This window comes from Burkholderia sp. AU44665, assembly GCF_030504405.1.
Classification (GTDB): Bacteria; Pseudomonadota; Gammaproteobacteria; order Burkholderiales; family Burkholderiaceae; genus Burkholderia; species Burkholderia semiarida.
On record NZ_JAUJRI010000026.1, the window covers coordinates 35,150 to 56,542 of the forward strand.

At 59.7% G+C, this 21,393-nt stretch carries 19 protein-coding genes; 6 read left to right on the forward strand and 13 right to left on the reverse strand.

Annotation, left to right across the window (positions count from 1 at the left end):
• Positions 1–6 precede the first annotated feature (6 nt).
• Positions 7–759, reverse strand: a complete 753-nt coding sequence (locus QZM15_RS29960; protein ID WP_109343267.1) for a hypothetical protein — start codon at positions 757–759, stop codon at positions 7–9.
• Between the two features lie 542 nt (positions 760–1,301).
• Here QZM15_RS29960 and QZM15_RS29965 point away from each other — a divergent pair.
• The 3 genes from QZM15_RS29965 (at position 1,302) to QZM15_RS29975 (ending at position 4,335) form a co-directional block, all read left to right on the forward strand.
• Complete coding sequence (locus QZM15_RS29965; RefSeq protein WP_109343266.1) at positions 1,302–2,867, forward strand: integrase; 1,566 nt, start codon at positions 1,302–1,304, stop codon at positions 2,865–2,867.
• Positions 2,868–3,315: 448 nt separating this feature from the next.
• Positions 3,316–3,945: a hypothetical protein gene (locus tag QZM15_RS29970; protein ID WP_146211726.1), complete on the forward strand. Its 630-nt coding sequence runs from the start codon at positions 3,316–3,318 to the stop codon at positions 3,943–3,945.
• A gap of 168 nt (positions 3,946–4,113) precedes the next feature.
• Positions 4,114–4,335, forward strand: a complete 222-nt coding sequence (locus tag QZM15_RS29975) for a hypothetical protein (RefSeq protein WP_146211725.1) — start codon at positions 4,114–4,116, stop codon at positions 4,333–4,335.
• Here QZM15_RS29975 and QZM15_RS29980 read toward each other — a convergent pair.
• The 6 genes from QZM15_RS29980 to QZM15_RS30005 all read right to left on the reverse strand — a co-directional run bounded on the left by QZM15_RS29980 (position 4,332) and on the right by QZM15_RS30005 (position 12,253).
• On the reverse strand, positions 4,332–4,589 hold the full coding sequence (locus tag QZM15_RS29980) for a PAAR domain-containing protein (protein WP_109343265.1): 258 nt from the start codon (positions 4,587–4,589) through the stop codon (positions 4,332–4,334). The genes QZM15_RS29975 and QZM15_RS29980 overlap by 4 nt on opposite strands.
• A gap of 88 nt (positions 4,590–4,677) precedes the next feature.
• Complete coding sequence (locus tag QZM15_RS29985; RefSeq protein WP_146211724.1) at positions 4,678–4,941, reverse strand: hypothetical protein; 264 nt, start codon at positions 4,939–4,941, stop codon at positions 4,678–4,680.
• A 67-nt stretch (positions 4,942–5,008) separates the two neighbouring features.
• The gene (locus tag QZM15_RS29990) at positions 5,009–6,508 is read right to left on the reverse strand and encodes a virulence factor (protein ID WP_109343264.1); all 1,500 of its coding nucleotides are present in this window, start codon (positions 6,506–6,508) and stop codon (positions 5,009–5,011) included.
• Positions 6,505–8,733 (reverse strand): hypothetical protein, encoded by a 2,229-nt coding sequence (locus QZM15_RS29995; RefSeq protein ID WP_226094262.1) that lies wholly within the window; start codon positions 8,731–8,733, stop codon positions 6,505–6,507. Before QZM15_RS29995 ends, QZM15_RS29990 begins: the two co-directional genes overlap by 4 nt.
• A gap of 21 nt (positions 8,734–8,754) precedes the next feature.
• Positions 8,755–11,535, reverse strand: coding sequence for a type VI secretion system Vgr family protein (locus tag QZM15_RS30000; RefSeq protein ID WP_226094263.1), 2,781 nt, complete (start codon positions 11,533–11,535; stop codon positions 8,755–8,757).
• Between the two features lie 55 nt (positions 11,536–11,590).
• Positions 11,591–12,253: a hypothetical protein gene (locus QZM15_RS30005; RefSeq protein ID WP_109343263.1), complete on the reverse strand. Its 663-nt coding sequence runs from the start codon at positions 12,251–12,253 to the stop codon at positions 11,591–11,593.
• A gap of 383 nt (positions 12,254–12,636) precedes the next feature.
• Here QZM15_RS30005 and QZM15_RS30010 point away from each other — a divergent pair, with 383 nt between their 5' ends.
• Together QZM15_RS30010 and QZM15_RS30015 are read left to right on the forward strand one after the other, a co-directional pair.
• Entirely contained in the window at positions 12,637–13,554 is a 918-nt protein-coding gene (locus tag QZM15_RS30010; protein ID WP_224023817.1) for an LD-carboxypeptidase, read from the forward strand.
• Positions 13,555–13,833: 279 nt separating this feature from the next.
• Positions 13,834–15,032 (forward strand): IS3 family transposase gene (locus QZM15_RS30015; protein WP_171984410.1). Its coding sequence is split into 2 segments (ribosomal slippage): positions 13,834–14,149 and positions 14,149–15,032, totalling 1,200 coding nucleotides; the frame shifts between segments, so codons are not numbered across the junction.
• Positions 15,033–15,536: 504 nt separating this feature from the next.
• On the opposite strand, the gene QZM15_RS30020 is transcribed toward QZM15_RS30015, so the two are convergent.
• From QZM15_RS30020 to QZM15_RS30045, 6 genes are all read right to left on the reverse strand, one after another.
• On the reverse strand, positions 15,537–15,755 hold the full coding sequence (locus QZM15_RS30020; RefSeq protein WP_011548522.1) for a 4-oxalocrotonate tautomerase family protein: 219 nt from the start codon (positions 15,753–15,755) through the stop codon (positions 15,537–15,539).
• A 58-nt stretch (positions 15,756–15,813) separates the two neighbouring features.
• Complete coding sequence (locus tag QZM15_RS30025; protein WP_109343340.1) at positions 15,814–17,022, reverse strand: MalY/PatB family protein; 1,209 nt, start codon at positions 17,020–17,022, stop codon at positions 15,814–15,816.
• Positions 17,023–17,402: 380 nt separating this feature from the next.
• The gene (locus tag QZM15_RS30030) at positions 17,403–18,512 is read right to left on the reverse strand and encodes an alkene reductase (protein WP_011695169.1); all 1,110 of its coding nucleotides are present in this window, start codon (positions 18,510–18,512) and stop codon (positions 17,403–17,405) included.
• 152 nt (positions 18,513–18,664) lie between these two features.
• Entirely contained in the window at positions 18,665–19,345 is a 681-nt protein-coding gene (locus QZM15_RS30035) for a DsbA family oxidoreductase (RefSeq protein WP_011548519.1), read from the reverse strand.
• 69 nt (positions 19,346–19,414) lie between these two features.
• Positions 19,415–19,756: a carboxymuconolactone decarboxylase family protein gene (locus QZM15_RS30040; RefSeq protein WP_011548518.1), complete on the reverse strand. Its 342-nt coding sequence runs from the start codon at positions 19,754–19,756 to the stop codon at positions 19,415–19,417.
• A gap of 126 nt (positions 19,757–19,882) precedes the next feature.
• Positions 19,883–20,446 (reverse strand): TetR/AcrR family transcriptional regulator, encoded by a 564-nt coding sequence (locus tag QZM15_RS30045; RefSeq protein WP_011695171.1) that lies wholly within the window; start codon positions 20,444–20,446, stop codon positions 19,883–19,885.
• A gap of 358 nt (positions 20,447–20,804) precedes the next feature.
• Between QZM15_RS30045 and QZM15_RS30050 the strand changes: the two genes are divergently transcribed.
• Positions 20,805–21,359: an OsmC family protein gene (locus QZM15_RS30050; RefSeq protein WP_011695172.1), complete on the forward strand. Its 555-nt coding sequence runs from the start codon at positions 20,805–20,807 to the stop codon at positions 21,357–21,359.
• The last annotated feature ends 34 nt before the right edge of the window (positions 21,360–21,393 follow it).

The window sequence follows — 21,393 nt, forward strand, 5'->3', positions numbered from 1 at the left end:
AGGTGATCATGTTGGGTGCAACTCGGGCTTCCGTCGGGCAGCGCGTGCCTGATGCAAAGCCGCCAGGCGGTGACTTGCGCTCGGGTTCGGACCGTTCAGGCTGTTGCAGTGCACGATCTCGACGTCTTCCCAAAACCACGCGACGGCATCGACGAAGTCCCGCAGCCATTGCCGTGGCACAACAATGCGGTCGAACGTTGGCGAACCGCCGTACACGTACGGCTCCGCTTGCCCCGGCAAAATCATCGGCATTGGGGGCCAGTCCTGCCACAACTCCGGGTGGCGCTTAAATAGGCGGGAGGCGGAATCGCCGTCCCCGTGGCGGCACGCGTTCGCCAGCAGTTGAAGCCGCTGGAGGTCAGCATAGCTGTCGAAGGTGCTCAGCGGAATGCCTCGTACTTCCTTAAGCAGAATGCTCATGACGTTCAGGTTGCCGTTTTGCGCGCGCTCGATTCGCTCCTTGGAATGGGCGAAGGCGCATACGCACCCCGCTAGCCACCGGCGGATCTGCCGCTCGAATAGGGAATGGATCGCTAGGCAGAACGCCTCCGTGGTCGATCGCAGCAACTCTTTCGCGTCCTGATGGGCGAAGGGTGCTCCGCCTTCGGTTATGTTGGCCCAGCGATCAATGTCTGCGTCCAACGCGGCCAAGGCCGGCTCCACGACGTCTCGCAGGAAGGCACGCACCCGCAGAGCGTTGCCCGCGGATTCGATATCGGCGAGGCAGAACGTCCAGCGGACATCATCAAGGTTCGGCATGAGCGGGGCAAATTGGTGATCGCGTTCCGGAAAATATAGCGAATGCCGTCCGCCGAAGTAATGTTTGAACTATTCGCGAACCAAATTTTGATCTTTCCTGAAAGCCAGAGTTGGATGGCAGTATGCAGGATTTCTGTTTCAATAAAATCAAAGCAGATGACGGGCCTTCGTCGGTCCGAGCCCCTGTAATGACGGGGCGGACAAAGGGAATTTCGAAAGCCGGGATTGGACCGGCCAGCTAGCTGTGGTTAGCGCTGAGCGGGCCCTGAAAATCGACTGCCCGGTGACGCGACTATGACCGGACCATAAAAAGGGGCCGATAACGCCGAGGCGCACCCGTATAATTTGATGGCATCCAGCTGTGGGCCTGACAGCAGCGAGCGTCGGCACGCATAAAAAAGCCCCGCTTTAGGCGGGGCTTCGAACAACTGGGGGCTTGAGCCTTTCGGATTCGGCAGTCGAGACTGCTTGCACCAATTGGGTCGCGCCCCACTAGACTGTAGACCAGCACTGCTACTGGCCGAACACATACACTAGTCGAAATGTTCAACCTTGTCAACCAGCCCGAACGAATCGCCTTGGCACGGCTCGCCGAATTTTTCACTGATCGCAAGCATTGGTATCGCTCGCTCTGGGGTATCGGCACCACGCTTTCCATGGACGAGTTGTTTGAGGCCTGTTCCGTGATGAGGCAGGGACATCTGAGCGAGCCCGCGGTTAAGCGCATCGCGTCATCATTACAAAGACGGGTCGGCGGACACCCAGGATTCACTAGGGAAGAAAAGGCATTCCTGCGCGAACAGGTGCAACAGGTGCCGCGTGCTGAGGGCGTTGCGCATTATGCGATCCGCGAGCTTTCCGAACGCGTCTCACGCGACTATCTCGCGCGATGGGCTGCTGCGGTTCAGCGAGGCGATTTTCGCGCGGAACACTTCGCACGGCACGTTGGCGCCCATCTGCTCGACAGCGGATTTTCCGGCCAGTATCTGCGCGCTTTGATCACTTCCACGCAGGAATCGCCCGAGGCCGTGACCCTGGCAGAGTTTTGCGAACAGCTGCAGGGCGAAGTGCAGACGGCCGTTCCGCGGCAGTTTGAGGTGATGCTTGCGTTCAGGACCGCCCCTTGGGTTCGGCGCGGGCTCCCCGACATCTGGCTGACCGGGGCTGCGATTACGGGATGGTTGTCGGCAAACGGCTTCGACACCACGGGTGTTCGAGCGGCGGCCGCCATGATCATTACCGTTCGCGCGCGTGACGAGGTTGGCGCTGCAGATGCCGCTCGCAATGAAGCCGAGCGCTATTCAGCGCGGGCGCTCCTTGGAACCGGCCAACCGCTCGCATACCTTCCCCACCTGTGGGTCCGTGGTAGCGCGGCCGCCGCCCCCATGACTGCTAGTGCCCGGGGCGTTGCGGTCAGAGAGCTGTTTCGCGAGGACCGGGTATTCGCTACAGACGTCAGCCAGGACGTCGATGCCGCACTCGAGCTACTGGCCCACCTAGAAGGGAGTTCGCCGCCGGCCGCAGTCGCGGGCGGCTGGGGCGCAATCGAGGGCTTACTCGCGGATCCGAGTGATCGCTCTTCTGCGGCGGATAACTTGGCGACACTGGTAACCTGCTCGTTCCCGCGTGCCGAACTCACCGCACTTTCCCATCGCGTCGAGCGCATCATGCCGGCCGAATTTGCCGAGCTTTCTGGTGTGGACGTCAATCGAGAGCGTTGCCGAATTCTGGCTGCTATGATTCGCGACGATCGTATCCCCGTGCTGCCTAGCGTCGCGGACCAGGCCGCCGTTGCACGAATCCGAAAACTGCTTGCCGATCCTCGTCTTGAACTTCATACGATCAAAGACATGATCGGTGACTCCTTCCACCGGCTCTATCGCCAGCGAAATCTGATACTGCATGGGGGGCGACTCGATAGCGTTGCGCTTACCGCCAGCCTTCGCACCGTGGCAAAGCTCGCCGGTGCCGGGATGGACAGGATTACTCATGGTCACTACGTACAACGTCTTCGACCACTCGAACTCGTCGCGAAAGCCAATATGGCTTTGTCTCTCGTTGGGCGGGATGATCCTCTGGGATGTGTCGACTTGCTTGAGGTGGATTAACCAGCACCCGCTAGACTAGAGAACCCCTGCCAGGCCGACGGCTGATCGTACGGTCCTGGATAGACTGTCTGACGCTGCGTTGCCGGAGCGACGATCAGCAAAGCTTATAAGCAAACCGGAGATCAAGAATGACCGAGATTGGGCTTACGCCTGGCACAAAGGTTCGTGAGCGGGGCAAGCGGCAGGTAATGATAGTGAAGGGCCATGTTGGCCTGGCGGTAGCTGGGAGTAGCATCGGGCGCAAGCCGCTGAGTGTCGCCCACAAGGTCGTGTGAGAATGGCGAACGGCCAAGGGATCCCTTCGCAGTAGGGGCTTTCTCGTCTCGGCGCTCGAAGTCGTGGACAGCGATCAATAGCCGCGCAACCGAGAATGCAGCGGGAGCAATGGTGGACGGCAGCTGCCCGGTCCGCACGTATCGATCCCATGTGGTATCCACGGAGCACAACGATGAAGGCAACCACGACGGTGAACCTGTGGGGCACCTACCTCTGGCCGATTAACGAGGCACCGGCGGAGCCTATCCAGTGGCACGGGATAGATCTGTCCGACGTGCTCGACGGACCACTCCCTGGTTTTTGCGCTTATTACGGGCACCGTGCGCGCCATGCCGTAAGCGCCGACCATCAGCGTGCGTTTCCGAGCGGAGGGGGCGGTCGAAAAAAAGGCGAGCGCCCAACTCGGGCAATCGCAACGATCGAGGTCGATGTCGCGTTGACGAATCCGGTGCCTGGTAGCACGAATTCTATAGATCGGTGGAAGCACGCTGACACGCCGGTACTTGATCTGCGGCAGGACCGCTATCCTCACGACTTGCTGCCGATGCTCGAGGCGAGATTTGCGGCCAAGCGCCGCCGGGGTGTATGCGCCGTGCTGAGCGCGTCACCGGATCGGGCACGTGAACTCCTGATCGATCTTCCTCATCTGGAAGCCGTCGTCTTGCCCCTGAACTGCAACGACGATACGTATCGTATCGTGATGTGGGTGGTCAATCCCGAAAAGTCCGTTACGCGCCTCGTCTCGCCATACTCCGGGATGTCCTTTTCCCTACCCGCGCACGATAATTTAGCAATGCGATGAGACGGCCGCATGTGACCTACACGCGATATTGATGGAGCAACTGGCGCAAGCGCCATATGATCAGATTGGCGGTGCAGCGAGCAGACAGAACCGTCGGCGTGCACGTCAGCCGCAATCGGGCAAGTGTGAGGCGCGATGTAACACGGCATTCAACAGGAGAGCGCCGCGATGACTCAGCTGATTCAAATAGCTCCGGGCGTCTTGTTTTCGTCCGATGTCCTGAGCCCGGAATGGGGCCGCACGCGCCAACGGAAGAACGGATCGCGCATGTTCATTCTCGCGACCATTATTCCCCATCGTGTCGCCGTTCTTCCGCGGGCAAGTTTGGGCGAATTGCACACGCCCCGAAAGTTGCTTCTGGCGGCGTTAGTTCAACGCCGGTCGAATTAGCCGCGCCCTGACGTGGGCATGGACGAGATCAGTACGGCGCCGCACGAAGTCTTATGGCCGTCGAACGACGCAAAACTTCCCTCGACATTGAAGTCCGAATCACCTTCCACGATTACACACTCGCCGTGGATCGGGCATATGCAGCGATCGCCGATCCGTGCGACCGCGCGCCCCATGACCTCACTGTTCGCGGCGCCTGACTCAACGCGGCCGCCGTGACTGTGTACATCACCTACCCGAATAATGCCACGCATGGAAGTTTACGCTCTTGATTCATCGTCGACACAAAATCACACTGACTTCCGGCTGTCTAAACAGTGCGCGCCGTGCAGCTACATCGCCTCAAGAGCGCTCTTTGAATCGCTTGACGAGCCCTACGGCGATCAGAATGAGCCCCACGAACGCCATAAGAATGGGCACGGAGAAATAAAACAGCACCTGACCTTCGCTTTGAATATGCCACTGGTCGAATGCGCCAATGGCGAGAAACACGATAAGGACAGGCAGAAGCCCCACACCTACAACAATCAGCCCAGCTCCCCACCCGAAAAAATAACGATAGCGAGACGGCCTATACGCTCCCGGTTCCATAAAGGCGCCTTTCATCCAGTTACACAATCGCGCTCACCAGTGCTTCGCGCACGGTGAGCGATCTCTCGCAACATTCGCATTCTCAGAAGCTATAGCCTTGCCCGTACTGGCTGTAGTCGACATCGTGGCGCTTGCCCCACCACGGCAGATAGGCATTGCCTTCGCCAGCCGCACGGAACCACGGCTTCTTCGGATCGACGGGATTCAGCTTCGCCGGCGGCACCACGACGACGGCAGTAGGGTGTTCCGCATCTGTGGTGCCGGCCACCAGCGTGTTGCCACCGAGATGGTTCGCTCGACTGATCGCCAGAGCTACGTCCGTCAGCGCGGTACCGGCACCCATCTCGCCGAGGAGCGCCGGCGTGTTGAACGTCTGGGTCTTGTAGTCATATTCCGGCAGCACCTCGGTCAACGTCTGCGACAAAGCGCCAAGGCGAGCGGACGCGTCGTCGCTCCCCTTGCCGGCGTCGTGGACCACATAATGCAGGTCGGTCGTCGCGACACCGGCATTGTGCGCGGCTTGGTCGATCGTCGATTTCCAGGCCTGAACTGCGCGGGTCGTGCCGGACTTCTTTTCGAAGTCGTTCACGTTGCCGACGGCGGCTCGTCCAATCCAGGCAAGCGGTTCTCGCCCCGTCTCAAAGGCCGGGCCCGTCAGAACGAGCAGCACCATGTTCTCGTTCATCTGGTTGTCCTTCGGCGGAAAGCTCGGCGCGTCCCAGTTCATCACCCATACGCTTTGATCAGGATGAGCTTGCAGATAGTCGAGTGCGCGATTCAGCGAAGTAAAGCCTGCGTTCGGGCCGCCCGGCGTGATATGGACATCTGGCGGGGTGTCTTTACTCCAAAGAGTAGGTGCGTCCACGTTTCCGATCTCGAACGCAGACGTAAAGTCCTTCACAAGGAATTTTCGTGATGCTTCCGGATCGAGCCGTTTCTCAGGAATTGCGAACTCGATATGCATGCCTGCGAGTTCTCGCCAATTCTTCCTGTCCTTGGAATGCACGTTGTAGAAGTACGATGGATTCGTGACGTAAGTCTCGCCGAACAAAACGAGCAGCTGTTCAACATATTTCTCGTAGAAGCCATCGAACGTTTCACGGCCATCATTACCGTACGCGATTCCAGCAACCGGTTGAACGGTGGTGAAGCCCTTCGGGTCCTCTTTCACCATGTCGTCGTGCTCGTTGGGCTTGGCAAGGCCCATCGTCCAAAGCAACTGCCATTCGGTTGGATAGTCGCGCCGCTGGAGCGGGTTTAGCCATGCCAGTCCGACGACTTGTGCACGGAACGGTCGGTCAGGGACGGCAGCTGCCGCTGCAACACTTGTCGCAGTGGCCGTCGTTGCCGCCGCAGCCCTTTCCACGCCGGATTTCCGAAGTCCCGCCCAGAGCGCCAATACGGCGACCACAACCAGGAGCGGCAACACAATCAATCGTTTCATCCATTCCTCAACCGAGAGCGGCTGCGTCGCAGCCTGCTGAGCATGATACGTCCACGTGGCCGTTACTGCGACAGACAAGAGCAGAACGGCGAGCGCGACGCCAACGCGTCGCGGCCAAGTCGAGAGAAGGGTATTCATAGGGCGTGCGTCGCACTGAGGATCATCCCGCCATCTCGCTCGTCAACGATCTTCTTCGGCATGTGTGCTTCGGGGTCCGATTTTACCCAGCGTGATAGGAATTGCCCGTTCATTCTTCCCCAAACGAAATACTCCGCATACTTCTGGTGCGGATTGCTCTTGTCGAGTCCCTTAACGAAGCGCCAGTCCGCCTCGATGCGCAGATCCTTCCAGTCTTCTGGCGTCAGTTTGCACACGCCGATTGCGACGTCGTACGCGAGAGCGTGCTCCGCGTGCATCGCGTTCGTCATGATCGTCGAATGGTTCGTCGGATTGTTCTTTTCCGTCGCACCAAGGTAGGCTGTCACCGTGGATGACGAATACTGCCTCGCCTTGCCATCGGCATTTGAACCGGGTTGCTCCGACGTGACGTTTCCACTCGCGTCAATGAGCGCGCCGTTGCCTTGCTCACGTTGGCGGACGGTCTGTCGCACGACCGCGTGCAATTCGTACCGCATATCTGCTTCGCTATCCTCGTTACCAAGTGGCGTGGCGCCCTTGTAGTTGTCGATCGCATCTCCGGGCATTTTGTCAGCAGCAGCCTTGTTTTTGTCGCGAGCGGCCGCGACCGGATCATTGCCCTCATTGAAGAGACTGGTGGCTCCCGGACCGTCATGTACAGGCGCGATCGGACTACCAAATTTCATTGCAACAGGAGTGAACGGATGATCCAGCTTTGGCGCGTCAATTGGAATTGCCCACCAGTCTGGCGGCGTCGCATTGACCGCCGGTCGTGCGAGGTTGACGAGCGAGCCGATACCTCGCATCTGCCAGATCCCCCACATGTCGTGAAGAGTCGTACGGTTCTGCAACGACTTGATGATCGAAAATCGCGCCTCGGGCGATGGGGGATACCAGAAGCCTTTCGTCTTTCCCTTCTTGTAGCGCCAGTCATTCTTCGTGTAATCGTAATACTCGCCGGGTTTCTGGCCTACAAGGTAGCCCGAGGCGAATACCCGCTGCGTGAAGCAATCAGCACCACCCGTGACTTCGATTTCATAAGCGGTCAAGCCACGCCAGCCGATCCCCTGCACGGTTGTTGCCGAGATTACTTGATCATGCGGGCAGCAGTAGAGCGTGACGCGGCCATATGTGCGGTACGTGTTTCCGTAGCCCGTCGGCCCCATTGACGTCTTGCCCCAAACCTGAAGGCCATGGGCCTCGCGATCAGCGGCAGCAGTGTACGGCTTGCCCTTCGACGACGTGCACACGTTTGACATCTCTGGATCGATATCGCCAGGCATAGGTTCGAGGGCTGCGCGCGCGCGGATGATGTCGAAGAAGTTCGAGAGGGTATGGACCCGGGCCTCCCATGTCTCTCGCCCGCGTCGACCCTCTGAATCTTTTGCACCGCGTTGAGTCCAGGAATCGGCCAGGTTGCTGCCAACCAAGCTGTAAGGTGCGTTTGCCAATACATATGCGTCGGCGACGCAACGGCCGGATTTCCCCTCGCCATCCTTCACGTCCGGCAATTGGTCGCCCAGAAACGCTGCTGTGAGCCCGACCATGTTGCCTTGACTATGGCAAACCACGGTGATTGGACAATCAGCCTGCTTCTTCCTGATCGACTCGATCAGTTTCGCGAGGCGCAGCGCAGCCATCACGCCGTATTGACGGTTTGGTGTCGAGTACACCATGCGAGCGTCAACGGGATTCAGATCCTGGACCGATAGCCAGAGGAACAGTCGGTCGTTGACCCCGATGTTCCACAAATCCGGGAGACTCGAGCACCCATTTGCAAATGGCCCACCACCCCAGTAGTTTTGTTCATTCAGAAAGATGTTGCCGCCAAACTCCTGCAGTTCTTCCTTATTCGCCTTGTGTCCCCACCGGAAATGGATAACCGGTGACCACGACGGGTCGGGCTGCACGTAGGTTTGCGGCGTCATTTTCGGATTGATGAAGCCGTCCTTCGTGAGGAACTTGATGTACTTGGCCGGCGTGAGTTGTCCACCGTCCGGTCCTTTGAACATCATCTGGTCGTCGAGCCGCCCAAGGCGCCGGTTCAATCCGCGGCAGAGACCCTCTTCGGCTGGACCGAACCACTCGCCCTCGGAGTTGACGCCGTGGACGAAAATCACGACGCCAGGTAGCGGCATGGGTTTGACCGCGATGAGTTCCTTCTTCTTGTTCGGCAGCACCGTACCCTTGGCGGTTGCTGCTGGAGTGCGTTGTGTTGTCGACATACCCCGTGCCCTGTCTCTCAGTTATGCGTCTTTCTTGAAGAACTTCACGACCACCTGTTCGAACTGGTTGTGGTCGATCGGAGCCATCGTGCCCGCGCTGTCAGTCTGGCCATTCACGATCTCGCCCGACGATTTGTGAACCTCGCCGACGTACCCTTCGATTGGGTTACCGTCGGAGGCTCGCACCAGCTTCGGCACGCGTCCGAGCGGCGCATGATCGAACTTCGGCATGTCCGTGCTCATGCTTGCCGGCCCCTGCCATGAATGGCCGGCCGACTTCACGGTGAAGTTGCCCGGGCAACCGAGCTCGATGTCGCTGCCGTGCAGTTTCAGATAGGCACCGCCAGACGTCGTGAAGACCACCTGGTCGTTCGCCATGCCGGTGATCTTCCCGTCAGCGGCCGTGAACTGGATGTTCTTCGCTGAATCGATCTGCGTGTCGTCGTTTTGGCTCTGCAGCGTGACCTTGCCCTGGTTCGCGATCGCCGACACCCCGTCGCTGTGAGCAAACATTGCGACACCGCGACCGCCATGGAGGTTGATCCTCTGGCCGCTGGTCAGTTGGACGTGCTGCTGCGCGACCTGATCGATGTTTTCGCCCGCATACGTGACGTGCGTCTTCGGGGTGATCGCGACTGAACCAGCCTGTGCGCCGAACGCCAGCAGCGCCTGTGCCCCAGCCGCGGCGCCGGTACCCGTGGCCGACGCGCTGCTACTGGGCGTCCAGCCCTTGAACGCTTCGGCAACTGCCTGCTGACCAGCAGTATCGGTTGCCTGCCCACCGTGCTGACCGGCATAGTCGCCCAACGACTTGAATAGCTCGGTACACTCCCCGAGCAGCCGCAGCAGCTCATCGCGATCGAGCTGACCACCGCTCGCCTGCGAGCGTGCGTAGGTCGTTAGCAGAATCCCCTGTGCGGCCCGCAACGCGGCAGCCGCGTCGGTGCGCAATTCAGCGCCCTCGCCACGATCCTGGCCCTGGCCGTCCTGACGCGGCTGCGTCAGATACCCGAGATTCAGCTGCGAATGCGCATGCTCGCTGGCCAGTTGGCTTGAAATTTGGCCAGGCGTATCGTCGAGACGCAGTTGGTTATACCGGCGTCCCTTGATTTCCTTGGTCTTGATGCCCGACACGTATCGATTGCCGGGGAGGGTGCCGACGTGGGTGAACGTCGCAGGCGGGTTCGCTCCGTTGCTCAGGACGTTGATGATGACCAGGCGGTCAGGATCACCGCCGAGACAGCCGATCAAGACCTCCATGCCGACGCGCGGCAGGAAGAGGGCGCCGAAACTCCCGCCCGCCAAGCTCGCCCCGACACGAATCGGCGCGCTGTCGCCTGCGTTGTCGTTCGTGCCAGCACCCTGGGCGTGCGCGTGGTCCGCCGGATCGAGGCCGTGGATGCGCACCCGCACCCGTCCGTCCGCATCGCAGAATACTTCCTCGCCTTCCTGGCCGACGATGGTGCCGGTCAACAGGTGCGTCGGCGGCAGGTCGATGCGCGGATCGTATGCCGGCGTTAAAGGCACACCGCGGCGGACACAGGTGAAGCGGTTCTCGTAGCGCGTATCGGGTTCTTCGGCGGCCGCCGATGCCTGGAGCGGCGAAGGGTAGGCGAGATGCCGGCTCGCCGCGAAAAGCGCCTGGACGCGCTCGGTCAGCCCCTTTGGAAGGTTGTTCCAGACGTCATGCTCGATCGCCGTGATCACGAACTGCCGCTTGTCCGTGGTCTGCATGTCCAATTCCGGGTCGCCGGTCAGCGTGATCCATGCACCCACGGCCAGATCGCGTACGCTGCTTACGCCATCGTAGCGTTCAGCCTCGAATTGATGCGCGAGCATGCGCGCACGCGTGAGGCGCTCGTGATCGTTCCACGAGTCACCCGCATGCGGAATGTCGATCGCGACGTCTGTCAGGAGTTGCGCCAGATCGTTGCCAGCGTCGCCTTGATCCAGACTGGTGGACACCATCGACTCGTCGATCCTTGCCTTTTTGTAGTCCCATGAAGGCCTCCCGGCCTTGCCGGGCGTGAGCCGCTGGTGCAGGGCGAACAACGTCACCGTGTCTCGCTCTTCGGTAGCGGCGTCGCGCGGATGCAGGCGGACGGAACCCGCCGGTGCTTCTGGCAGCGAAGCGGGGTCGTCGCAGCACACGAGCGTGTGAACAGGCGTCTCATCGTGGCCGTTCCGCGCTGTGGCAGCTGCCCCAGCTCTGGCAAACACCGTTATCCCTTCGCGCCGCAGCAGCCGCCGCACGAACCTCGCGTCCGATTCGTTGATCTGGCGGGTGAGCTCGCGCGCCGGGTAGCGGTCGCGGTGAAGCCCGGAAAGGTCGAATTCGAAAGCAGCGGCCAGTGCAGGGCTACGTTGACGCCATTCATTGAACAGCGTCCCGAGGATGTCGACGACGCTCAGCTGGCGGAACACGCGGGAGTTGGTGCGCTTGTCCATCAACGACAGCGCGTCGCAGACCGTCAACTGGTACACGCACAATTCGCCGTCGCTTTGGCCGATCTGGACGTCCCGAACGATTGCGTTGACGAAGTGCAACTGGCCACGGTCGGTAACGAGTCGCATCGAGATCGGCACGCCGAGAAATAGCTGCGGCGGCAGGTTATGGCGCGTCGACACGCAGGTTAGATGGCCCTGGATGCCGGACATCAATCCCTCGTGCACGTGGGCGTGCTGCAGGGCGAGCAGGTGCCCCAACGCCCCTTGCGCCTTACCGAAATTCAATGCTACCGGCCGGCGGTTCCAGTCGACCGCCCCGGATGCGAAGCTGCTGAGTGTTTCGCTGATACTCACTTCGGCCCTCAGATTTTTGTTTGAATCTTCCGAATTTCAACGTTTGCGCGACAGGTCAAACAATCAATTCACGCGGCACGAAGTGCCAACAACCCGCTTCAGGGTCATACAGTGCCAACTGTTCAGCGCGGTCGGCCGGCACCACGATTGGCTCGATCGAGCCGAGTGCCGCAACCGCCCGGTGTAGCGCGGCTTCCGCAGCCGCCGGCGTGTCCAACCACCGGCGCGAGATCTCCAGCGTATCGCGCCAGGCGAACAGGCCGGCCTGTTCATGCAGCCGGTCGAGTACCGCCCAAGTTCCGCTTTCGATCGACATCGTTTCCGGGATGCGGTGCCGCACCCGCCATTGCGCGGATTGCTCCCGCGCTATCCGGATCAAACGGCCGTCGTCTGCCGTCACCAATCGTTGCCCATGTGCGAGCCACGCCACGTGCAGCACGAGTGGCCGCTGCCGGAGCCAACTCGAATAAAAAATCTCAGGGGGCAACCGGTTCGAACGCACCACGGCCTCGATCGCGTTCGGATCGAGCCTCCGCAAGAACAGCATGTCCAACAATGCATCGAACGGAGAGAGGAAGCAGCGTACCGCCGGACCCCACCGGGTAGCATCGGCCAGAACCGACGCGGTATCCTCGCGCGTCGGCGTGGTCAGGGCGAATACAGGTTGCGCCTGCTCTCGCGCCAGCGCCTCGGCGAACGGATCGACCGCGGAAGTCATCGGGAAATTGCGGAATTCGTCTATTAGATCATATGACGATTAGGTTAACCCATTCTAGGCGGTCGCCTCGAGACAGAACGTCAATGATTGTTACGCCGTAGAGTCGGGCCGCCGATACTTGTGCCGTGAGGCATTCCTGCATCGAGGTTTTGTCGAACCCATCCCAGAAGCAGGGGGCAGGGAGGCATATCGAGATGCCGTAGGTGGATTCGGCAAGCTTAAGCGCAAATCAAATATCGCGATCCGATAGAGTGCTTTTATTGCAGTAAGAGAGCACGGACTGTGATTCTCAAGCTGCGTTGGGAGCGAATCGGATTCGCAGAGGACGGAGAATGGCATCTCCGCGGGTTCATTGTCACCTCGCAGGTGTGGGCGGCTCGCGAATGGTCTCAGGTATATTCAGGGGGTTCTTATCCTCACGGTATCCGTGCAATGGAATCAAGACGCAAGACAGTGGGCGTCGTCGCGCCCGCAGGTGTGCCCGATCGGCAAGGAATCGAGCACGGCATCGCGCTCGTCGAAAGTGGGGCTTCAAGGTCACGACGGGCGCGCATCTTGGCAGCCGGTACCGCTATTTCGCCGGTACCGCCGGGGAGCGCGCGGATGATCTGCGGCGCGCCTTGATGGATCCGTCGATCGATATCGTCTGGCTCGCGCGAGGGGGATTCGGTTGCGCGCATCTGCTCGAGCACCTGCCCGACGAGATCGCGACGCCGAAGACGATCATCGGTTTTTCCGACGCGACGTCGCTGTTCTGCGCGCTCGCCGACCGGCCCGGCGTGCGCTTGTTGCATGGTCCGACATTCCACAGCCTGGCGACCAAGGTCGACGACGCGACGCGTGCCGACATGCGCACCGTGCTGACCGGTGGCCAACGCGCTGCGCTGAGCCTGCGGCATTTGTCCGGCGCCCCTGGTGCGGTGCGGGGACGTCTGTGCGGCGGCAACGTGACGGTGCTCGCGAGCGTCGCGGGTACACGCTGGTCGCTTCGCTCACGCGACGCGATCGTCCTGTTGGAGGACGTGACGGAATTCGGCTACCGGCTCGACCGTAGCCTGACACAACTGCGTCTGAGCGGCGCGTTCGACGGGGCCCGCGCGTTCGTGCTCGGGCAATTCACGCGCTGCCCGATCCCGGACGGCGCGGATTTCACGCTCGAGCAGATGCTTGTCGATGTGCTGGGCGGCTTCGGCCTGCCGATCTACTCGGGTCTGCCGATCGGACATGAACACCGCAACATCACTTGGCAATACGGCAACCAGGCTGCCATAGAGAACAGCGCGATCCGGTTCGTCGCGTAGCGTCGAATCTAGAAGGACAGGAACGCGTATTCAAAGGTGGCTCTCCCGGGCACAGGCACAAGGTCCGATGTCCGGTCGAATACCGGAAGGGTCTCGGAATTGCGGCATATACCAGTACCATCTACGGAACTCAGTGGTGCGCCGAAATGGCCGATCCACGGCTTAGGACGCAACACATTCCAAATTGGAGCGGCCCCACGTATCTGAGGACACGAGGACTCTCTTAAAATAAGGGATAGTCTTGTGCCTATCAGTAAGCCTAGTCATTACGTGGAAAGCATCGAAATTCTGACCGAGCCGGAGCGCCGTCGTCGGCGCACGGCGCAAGAAAAAATCGCCATCGTGCAGGAAACATTGGAGCCGGGAGCGTCGGTGTCGGCCGTTGCACGTCGGCACGGCGTCAACGCCAACCAAGTGTTCGGCTGGCGCAAGCAATACCAGGAAGGCAGTCTGACGGCGGTGAAGGCAGGCGAAACCGTTGTGCCGGCATCTGAGCTGGCCGCCGCCATCAAGGAAATCAAGGAACTGCAACGGCTACTTGGGAAGAAGACGCTGGAGGTCGAAATCCTGAAAGAAGCCGTGGAATGGGGCCGTTCAAAAAACCTGATTGCGCGCTCGCCCTTGCTGCCGGGGGACGACCGATGAAGACGGTCTGCGAAGTTCTCGGCGTGGCGCGCTCTGCCGTGGCGGTGAAGCGAGCTCGCTCGTCCGACTGGCGCGATGGTCGCCGTGCCCGCGTGACCAACGATGCCGGGCTGGTCGAGGAGATTCAGGCCCATGTGGCGCACCTTCCCACCTACGGCTACCGCCGTGTCTGGGCGCTGCTGCGCCGCAGTCGGGAGCAGAGCGGTGCGCCGTGCATCAACGTCAAGCGCGTGTATCGGGTCATGCGGGAGCATCAGTTGCTGCTGCGCCGCCCTGGCATGCGGCGAGATAAGCGGCGACATGACGGTCGCGTTGCGGTGGACCGCAGCAACACCCGCTGGTGCTCCGATGGCTTCGAGTTTCGGTGCGACGATGGTACGCCGCTGCGCGTGACGTTTGCGCTGGACTGCTGCGACCGCGAGGCGATTAGCTGGGCAGCAACGACCGGCGGGCATAGCGGTGATGTGGTGCGCGACGTGATGCTGGCCGCCGTCGAACAGCGCTTCGGCACCACGCAGGCCGCGCAGCCCATTGAATGGCTGACGGACAACGGCTCGGCCTACATCGACCACCGCACACGCAGCTTCGCTCGCGAACTGGGTCTTGAGCCGCTGACCACACCGGTCCGTTCGCCGCAGAGCAATGGCATGGCGGAATCGTTCGTGAAGACCATGAAGGACAATTACGTCGCCTATATGGACAAGTCTGACGCACCAACAGCGCTCTCGCGTCTGGCTATCGCGTTTGAACACTACAATGAGCGCCACCCGCACAAAGCCCTGAAATACCGCTCGCCTCGCGAGTTCAGGCGTAATGCGGTGTCATCAACCTAACGGTGTCCGCGTGTCCTGAGTTACAGGGGCAACTCCACAAATATGCCAGTCACGACGTTAGTTATCTGTTATGTAAAGTAGTTTCGAGTGCTTATAAACGGGAGGGCGTCCCCATGGAACCTTTTGGCATGTTCGCACCCGGTGTCAACCTACGATCCGTTCTCGGCTGTGGGGTTCTCACCATCGCTGTAGCAGTGTTGCGACCGAGGCGAAAATCACGCAGCAAGCCCGCATTACGATCACGCTCGACCTGCCGCTGCCGTTTGACGCGCAAGCCGCCGCAAAGATCGGCGGATTGGTCATTGTGATCTCAGGCGCCTCTTGTCGTCATGCTCACTTTGGCACTGGGCGGCTGTTGAAATTCGGAGCGGAGACCTGGCCCACTCGATCAATCGCGCTGGCTGCGCGTTTTAGGTAGCATGCCGTGGAAGCAATGAAAAAGGGCTCCAACGGCATAAGCGATGGTCGCTTCACTGCCGCTGGAGCCCGTTCAGGGCCAGCCAGTTACTGGCCTGCGGCCAGTGCCTTAACCCTCTCGGTTGTTAGTGCGTTGCCGGCAATGCCCCAGTCACCGCTCTTTACTTCTTCAACGATAACCCAGGTAACGGGCCGCATGCTTTCGCCCTCGATCGACACCATGGCGTCGGTAAGGGTAGAAATGATCTTTTCCTTGTCGGCTGCGGAGAAAACGCCTTCGATGACTTTTACGTTAATGAGCGGCATAAGTGTTCCTTTGGTTCGTTTGAATTGATGCTGCTGTCTTGCCTTACGTCGGCTTGATTCAATGGTATTGCTTCACAATTGCATCTCGGATTCGTTCGAGGGACAGCCGAAGCTGCGCCCGCGGACACGCAAGATTGAGTCGCACTCTACGGTCGCCGTTCTCGACGAACATCTCTCCGCCTTCCAGAACGACGCCTGATTTTTCAAGAAAGAAACGCGTGAGGTTGACTGAATCGTCGAAATAGGTCCGTAGGTCGATCCACGCCAGATAAGTCGCTTCCGGAACGCGAAATTTTGCTTTTGGCAAGTGTTCGCTCAGAAAGCGTTGAGTCAGGGCGAAGTTCTCGTCCAGATACAGCCGCAGCGCATCCAACCACGGAGCGCCATCGCGGTACGCACCGATGGCGGCGGCGAGACTGAGCGGGTTCACGAACGGGTAGTGGCGCCGTTTCCATTCTGAGCGCAATTCCGGATCCGGGATGATGACGGTCGCGATCATCATTCCTGCCAGATTGAACGTCTTGCTAACGGCCATGCACGTGATGATGTCCGGGCTACCCGGGAACAACTTCGCCAACGGCGTGTGTGCATTTCCGGTTCTTAGCAAGTCGCAATGGATCTCGTCAGAAACAATCTTCACACCGTTTGCGATGCAGAGTTCACCCATTCGGCGCAGCTCGTCGCTTGTCCAGATCCGGCCGGTCGGATTGTGAGGGTGGCAGAGGAAAAAGAGCTTCACCGCTGGATCGCTAACTTTCGCTTCGAAGTCCTCAAAGTCGATCGAGTACTTGCCGTCGTCGGATGCGAGCATGCGTGACGTCACGAATTCGCGATCGCGCTGAAGCGCCGCGTGTTTGAAGTATCCATAGGCCGGCGTCAGACTAAGCACTTTGTCGCCGGGGCGGCACACATATTCTACGAGTGCGAAGAGGGCTGGTATGACGCCGAGTGAGACCTGCATTTCCTCGCGAGCGAAATGCCAGCTGTATCGTTGCGCACACCAGGAGTGGAAAGCCTGATAGAGCTGCTCGTCCAGGTCCGCCGTGTAGCCGAAGATGGGATGTTTGAGGCGCTCGGTAATGGCATCGATGGCGGCATCGGGGGCGGCGAATTGCATGTCGGCGACCCACATCGATATCAGCTCTTCTCTCGGCATCTCGAGTGCAAGTGCAGGTGCATCCGCTCCGAACAGATAATTCGCGAAACCTTCCTCCGCCATTGCATTTGTGTTGCGGCGGGAGATCGAGCGATCAAAGTTATAGCCCATACTGGATTCTCCATGTACGAAATCAAGCATTCAACGAGCCTCGCGCGATGCAGCTGTTGGTCTATCGCACCGACGGACGACGGCATATCCGCTTGACCTTTCGGTCCCATGACGCGCAACAGTTTCGAAGGCCTGCATTGACGTCGATGGGGAGTCTGAATGTGGCATGCAACCTGAGGCGACGCGTTGACCGGCCCGGATCACGGTCGGCCGGCCAAGTTTCGCCAGATCTTCTGATGCTATTAAATGCCGATGGGAAGCACTTCGAACGACTTGGAAAAGTTGATTCGGAGACTTCCCATGCAAGCAGTCCGAGGCCGCCGTACCTCATCTCGCGTTCATGTCGGGGACCGGAATGATGCGTCGGCATTTCAGTCCGATTACGCGGTTTCCTGCTCGAAAGTCGGATAATCGGTGTAGCCCTTGGCACCAATGACGCCATAGAAGGTCGACCGATCGGGCTCCGTGAGCGGCCAACCGTTCTTCATCCGCTCCACCAAATCGGGATTGGAAATGAAGGCCGTGCCGAACGCGATCAGGTCAAGTTCTCCCTTCGCCAGTTCGGCTTCGGCGAGCTCCTGCGTGAAGCCGCCGGCGCCGATCAGCGTGCCTTGGTAGGCCTTGCGAAAGGCCGCACCAAAGCCATCCGGAGTACCTGCTGCAGAAATGGTCGTCTGATAGTTCAGGTGCACGAACGCCAGCTTCCGTTCGTTCAAGGCCGAGGCCATGCTCGCCCACGCATCCGCTTCCCCTTCGAAGGCCTCCATATCGTAGATGCGCCCGAACGGCGAGACCCGCACGCCCACCTTTTCACCGCCAATGGCGTCTGCCAGGGCGTCGATCGTCTCCAGCAAAAAGCGCTGACGATTAGCGATGGAACCACCATATTGGTCGGTGCGGGTGTTCAGCGCGCTGCTCAGGAACTGGTCGAACAGGAAGGCATTGGCCGCCATCACTTCCACGCCGTCGAAGCCTGCGTCCATCGCCCGACGCGCGGATGCAACGAAGTCCTGAGTGACACGTTGCACTTCGTCCGTGGTCAGCGCACGCGGCACACTCGGGAGGACCGGGCCCTCCTTGCCGGGTTCTACCCACGCGTAGACCATGGTCGTGGTCGCCGGCACTTCGCCCGACGACACCGGAGCCGCATTGCCAGGCTGGATGGAAACGTGGGACAGCCGGCCAACGTGCCAGAGCTGGGCAAAGATTTTGCCGCCCTTTTTGTGCACGGCGTCGGTGACCTTCCGCCATCCTTCCGTCTGCTCGTCGGTGTACAGACCCGGCGTATACAGATAGCCTCGGCCCTCTTCGGACACCGGAAGACCTTCGGTGATGATCAAGCCGGCGGAAGCACGCTGCGCGTAGTAGAGCGCGGTGAGATCGTTGGGAATGTTATCGGGCGTACGCGTGCGCGTCATCGGTGCCATGACGACGCGGTTGGCGAGCTGCGTCCCGGAGAGATCGTAGGGCGTAAACAATTTACTCATCATGTTGCTCAAAATGTAGGTGCGCCAGGGCGCTGGTGAGTGTCGGGTTAAATGCGAAATGAAACGGATGGCTATCTAACAGCCGGGAATCTGCTTCACGCGCATTTCGGTCAGTCCGGAAAGAATCGATACCTTGTGAATGGGGGGCTGCCTGCCTAGTGAGCGCACCCGTCAATGCTGCAGCTCATGCCTCCGGTGTCTTCGCTTTCGTCCGGTACGTTCTCGGCGGAGTCGAACAACGCTTTTTCGAACACGGCAACTTCACGTGCGCCTGAGAGGTACGTTCGGTTGTTGAAGACAAACAGCGGAACGCCATTTGCGATTCGATTTGCCTCTGCTTCATCTCGCGCGATTTCGGACACCATCTCGCGATCGTCGAAGGAGAGCGACGCAGCAGAAATGCCGATGCTCTTCGCAAGGTCGATGAGCGCGGCTCTATCGAAGATGTCAATCCCGTCGGTCGTCGCGGCCCGGTAGATCGCTTCGATCATCCGTTGTTTGTCTTCGGACGTTTGGACACTTTTGACGAGTAGGTGCGCGTCGCTCGTATCGCCAAAGCGCATGGTCTCGAATCGGTAGTTCAGACCTTCCTGGGCTCCGGCCGAGCACACCGCATCCATCATTCTTTGCGCTGCTGTCGCGTTTCCGAACTTGGCATAAAGCGCGTCTGTAAAGCCGGTCGGAACCATGCCTCGCGCAAGACGGTAGGACTTGTGTGTCACGACCACGTCGACGTGCTGCGTCACGCCTTCTATCGCTTTTTCCAGGCGTCGTTTTGCGATCCAGCACCAGGGGCAGACAAAGTCCGACCACACTTCTACATTGACCCGCTTCATGTTTCATCCTCAGCTAGAAATTGCTGCCTCGTGGCGCTCCGCTCGCAGCGGTAGCGCCGGGTAGGACATTTACTCGCGACCGAGATGGTCCAGCGCGTCGAGGACATGAGTGCTATAGACCACAGCGGCGCCGGCATTGAGATTGATGGCGACACCAAGTGCTTCTGCGACTTCTTCCTTCGTCACACCGAGCTTGTTGGCTTCTGCCGCGTGAAAAGCGATGCAGCCGTCGCAGCGTGTTGTGACAGCGACTGCCAACGCAATCAGCTCTCGCGTTTTTGCGTCGAGATGATTTGTCTTGGCGCCGGCGGCACCGAGCAAACCAACGCCTTTGAGCGTGTCCGGGGTGTACCGTGCGAGTTCATGCACGCGACGGGTGACGGCGCCGATTGTTTCAGTCCAGTTTTCCATGGTTTTCTCCAAATAACAACCAACTAGTTGGTAGGGTAAATACTCAAATAAAAGAGCCATGTTCACGCGGAAAACGGCTCTGGCGCTGGGTGCAACGATGAATCGTTTGGGGAAGCGATCCCCTTTTTATGCTGCGGAGACGATGAGTCGAATGATGCCGCGGTCGAGCGTTTCGCCGTTCTTCATGGCCCACTCGACAAAGCTGGCTCCCTCTAGAACGCTCAATACCTGATACGCCTTCTGGCAGCTCCCCACACCGGCGGGGATCTCACCGTCGCTGATGCCCTTGTCGATGACCCTGGTCAGCCAGCGCAGTTGCAGCTCGAAAAACCGGTGCGTGAGCTTCTGCAGTTCGGGCGGCAAAGCAGCCATCTCGGCGGCAAGCGCACCGCAGAGCGGGAGCAGGCTTCCATCACTGCTGGCGCGAAAGGTATCGAAAAATCCGTTCAAGCGGCCCCAGAAGTCCTCATTCTCGCGGTCGATTCGCTCGAACGCTTCCACCACTCTCGCGACATAGGCTTCCACAATCGCAACGCCCAGATCTTCCTTCGTCGGGAAGTGATGGTGAATGCTTGCCTTCCGGATGCCAACGGTTTCGGCCAGATCCGCATAACTGAAGGCGGCATAACCCCTCGAGCGCATCAGGCCTTCTGCAGCTTGAACCAACGCGTCGCGCGTACCTACTGCCATGCATCCTCCGGCACACTGCCATCTTCAATTGAACGAACCCAGCGAATCACTGCAAGCGCAGTCTACCTACTAGTTGGTTTTTTGTCAAGCATGACGGCGCATCTCGTCTTCGCAGCGGGCCAACCTTGCAGGGACGCCCCGCAAGCAGATGGTAGAGGAACGTGTCCCCAATTGCACTAACCGACCTCGTGCATTTTTTCATTGAGCGGGCAGCGCGGCAAATTCGTCCGATCAATCTCGAAGGAGCGTCACGACTACAAGGACGAGAAATGCCCTTGTGAAGCTACCAACTAGATGGTAGGCTTGCCGCGTGTTTGAACTTTTCCCTGCGCGAGAGCGCTCCTAGGAGGACCAGCAGATGACTACCCACCCGAACGGAATCGATGTGCCGGCTTTGCAGCAATTCGCGCAAGAAGTCGCCACGGACCCCACGAAGCGAAACGCGCGCTTCAACGTCAAGACGAAATGGGAACACCAGACGCGTTCCGTGGCGACTGTCAGCCACTATGAGCTGGGCGGGGTGACTCACCAGCGGCATTTCGAAATCGCAGCGGACGAACCCACCCAGCTTTTGGGCATGAATAGCGCGCCTAATCCGCAAGAGCTGCTCATGGCCGCGCTCAACGCTTGTTTGACGGTCGGATACGTGGTCAACGCCGCCGCGATGGGGATCACTGTCCACAGTCTGGAAATCGAGACCGATGGTGAGCTGGACTTGCGCGGTTTCCTCGGGCTCGACGAGAGCGTGAACCCGGGATACGACGAAGTGAGCTATGTCGTTCGCCTGCACACGGACGCTTCGCGCGAGCGTGTCGAGGAGTTGCACCGGGTCGTGACGAAAACTTCGGTCAACCTCGCGAATTTCTCGAAGGCGATCCGCATGGTCTCGACTCTCGAAGTCCGCGAAGGCTAACCAGCGGAGGTGCTTGCGAAACCGGCCGCGTTCT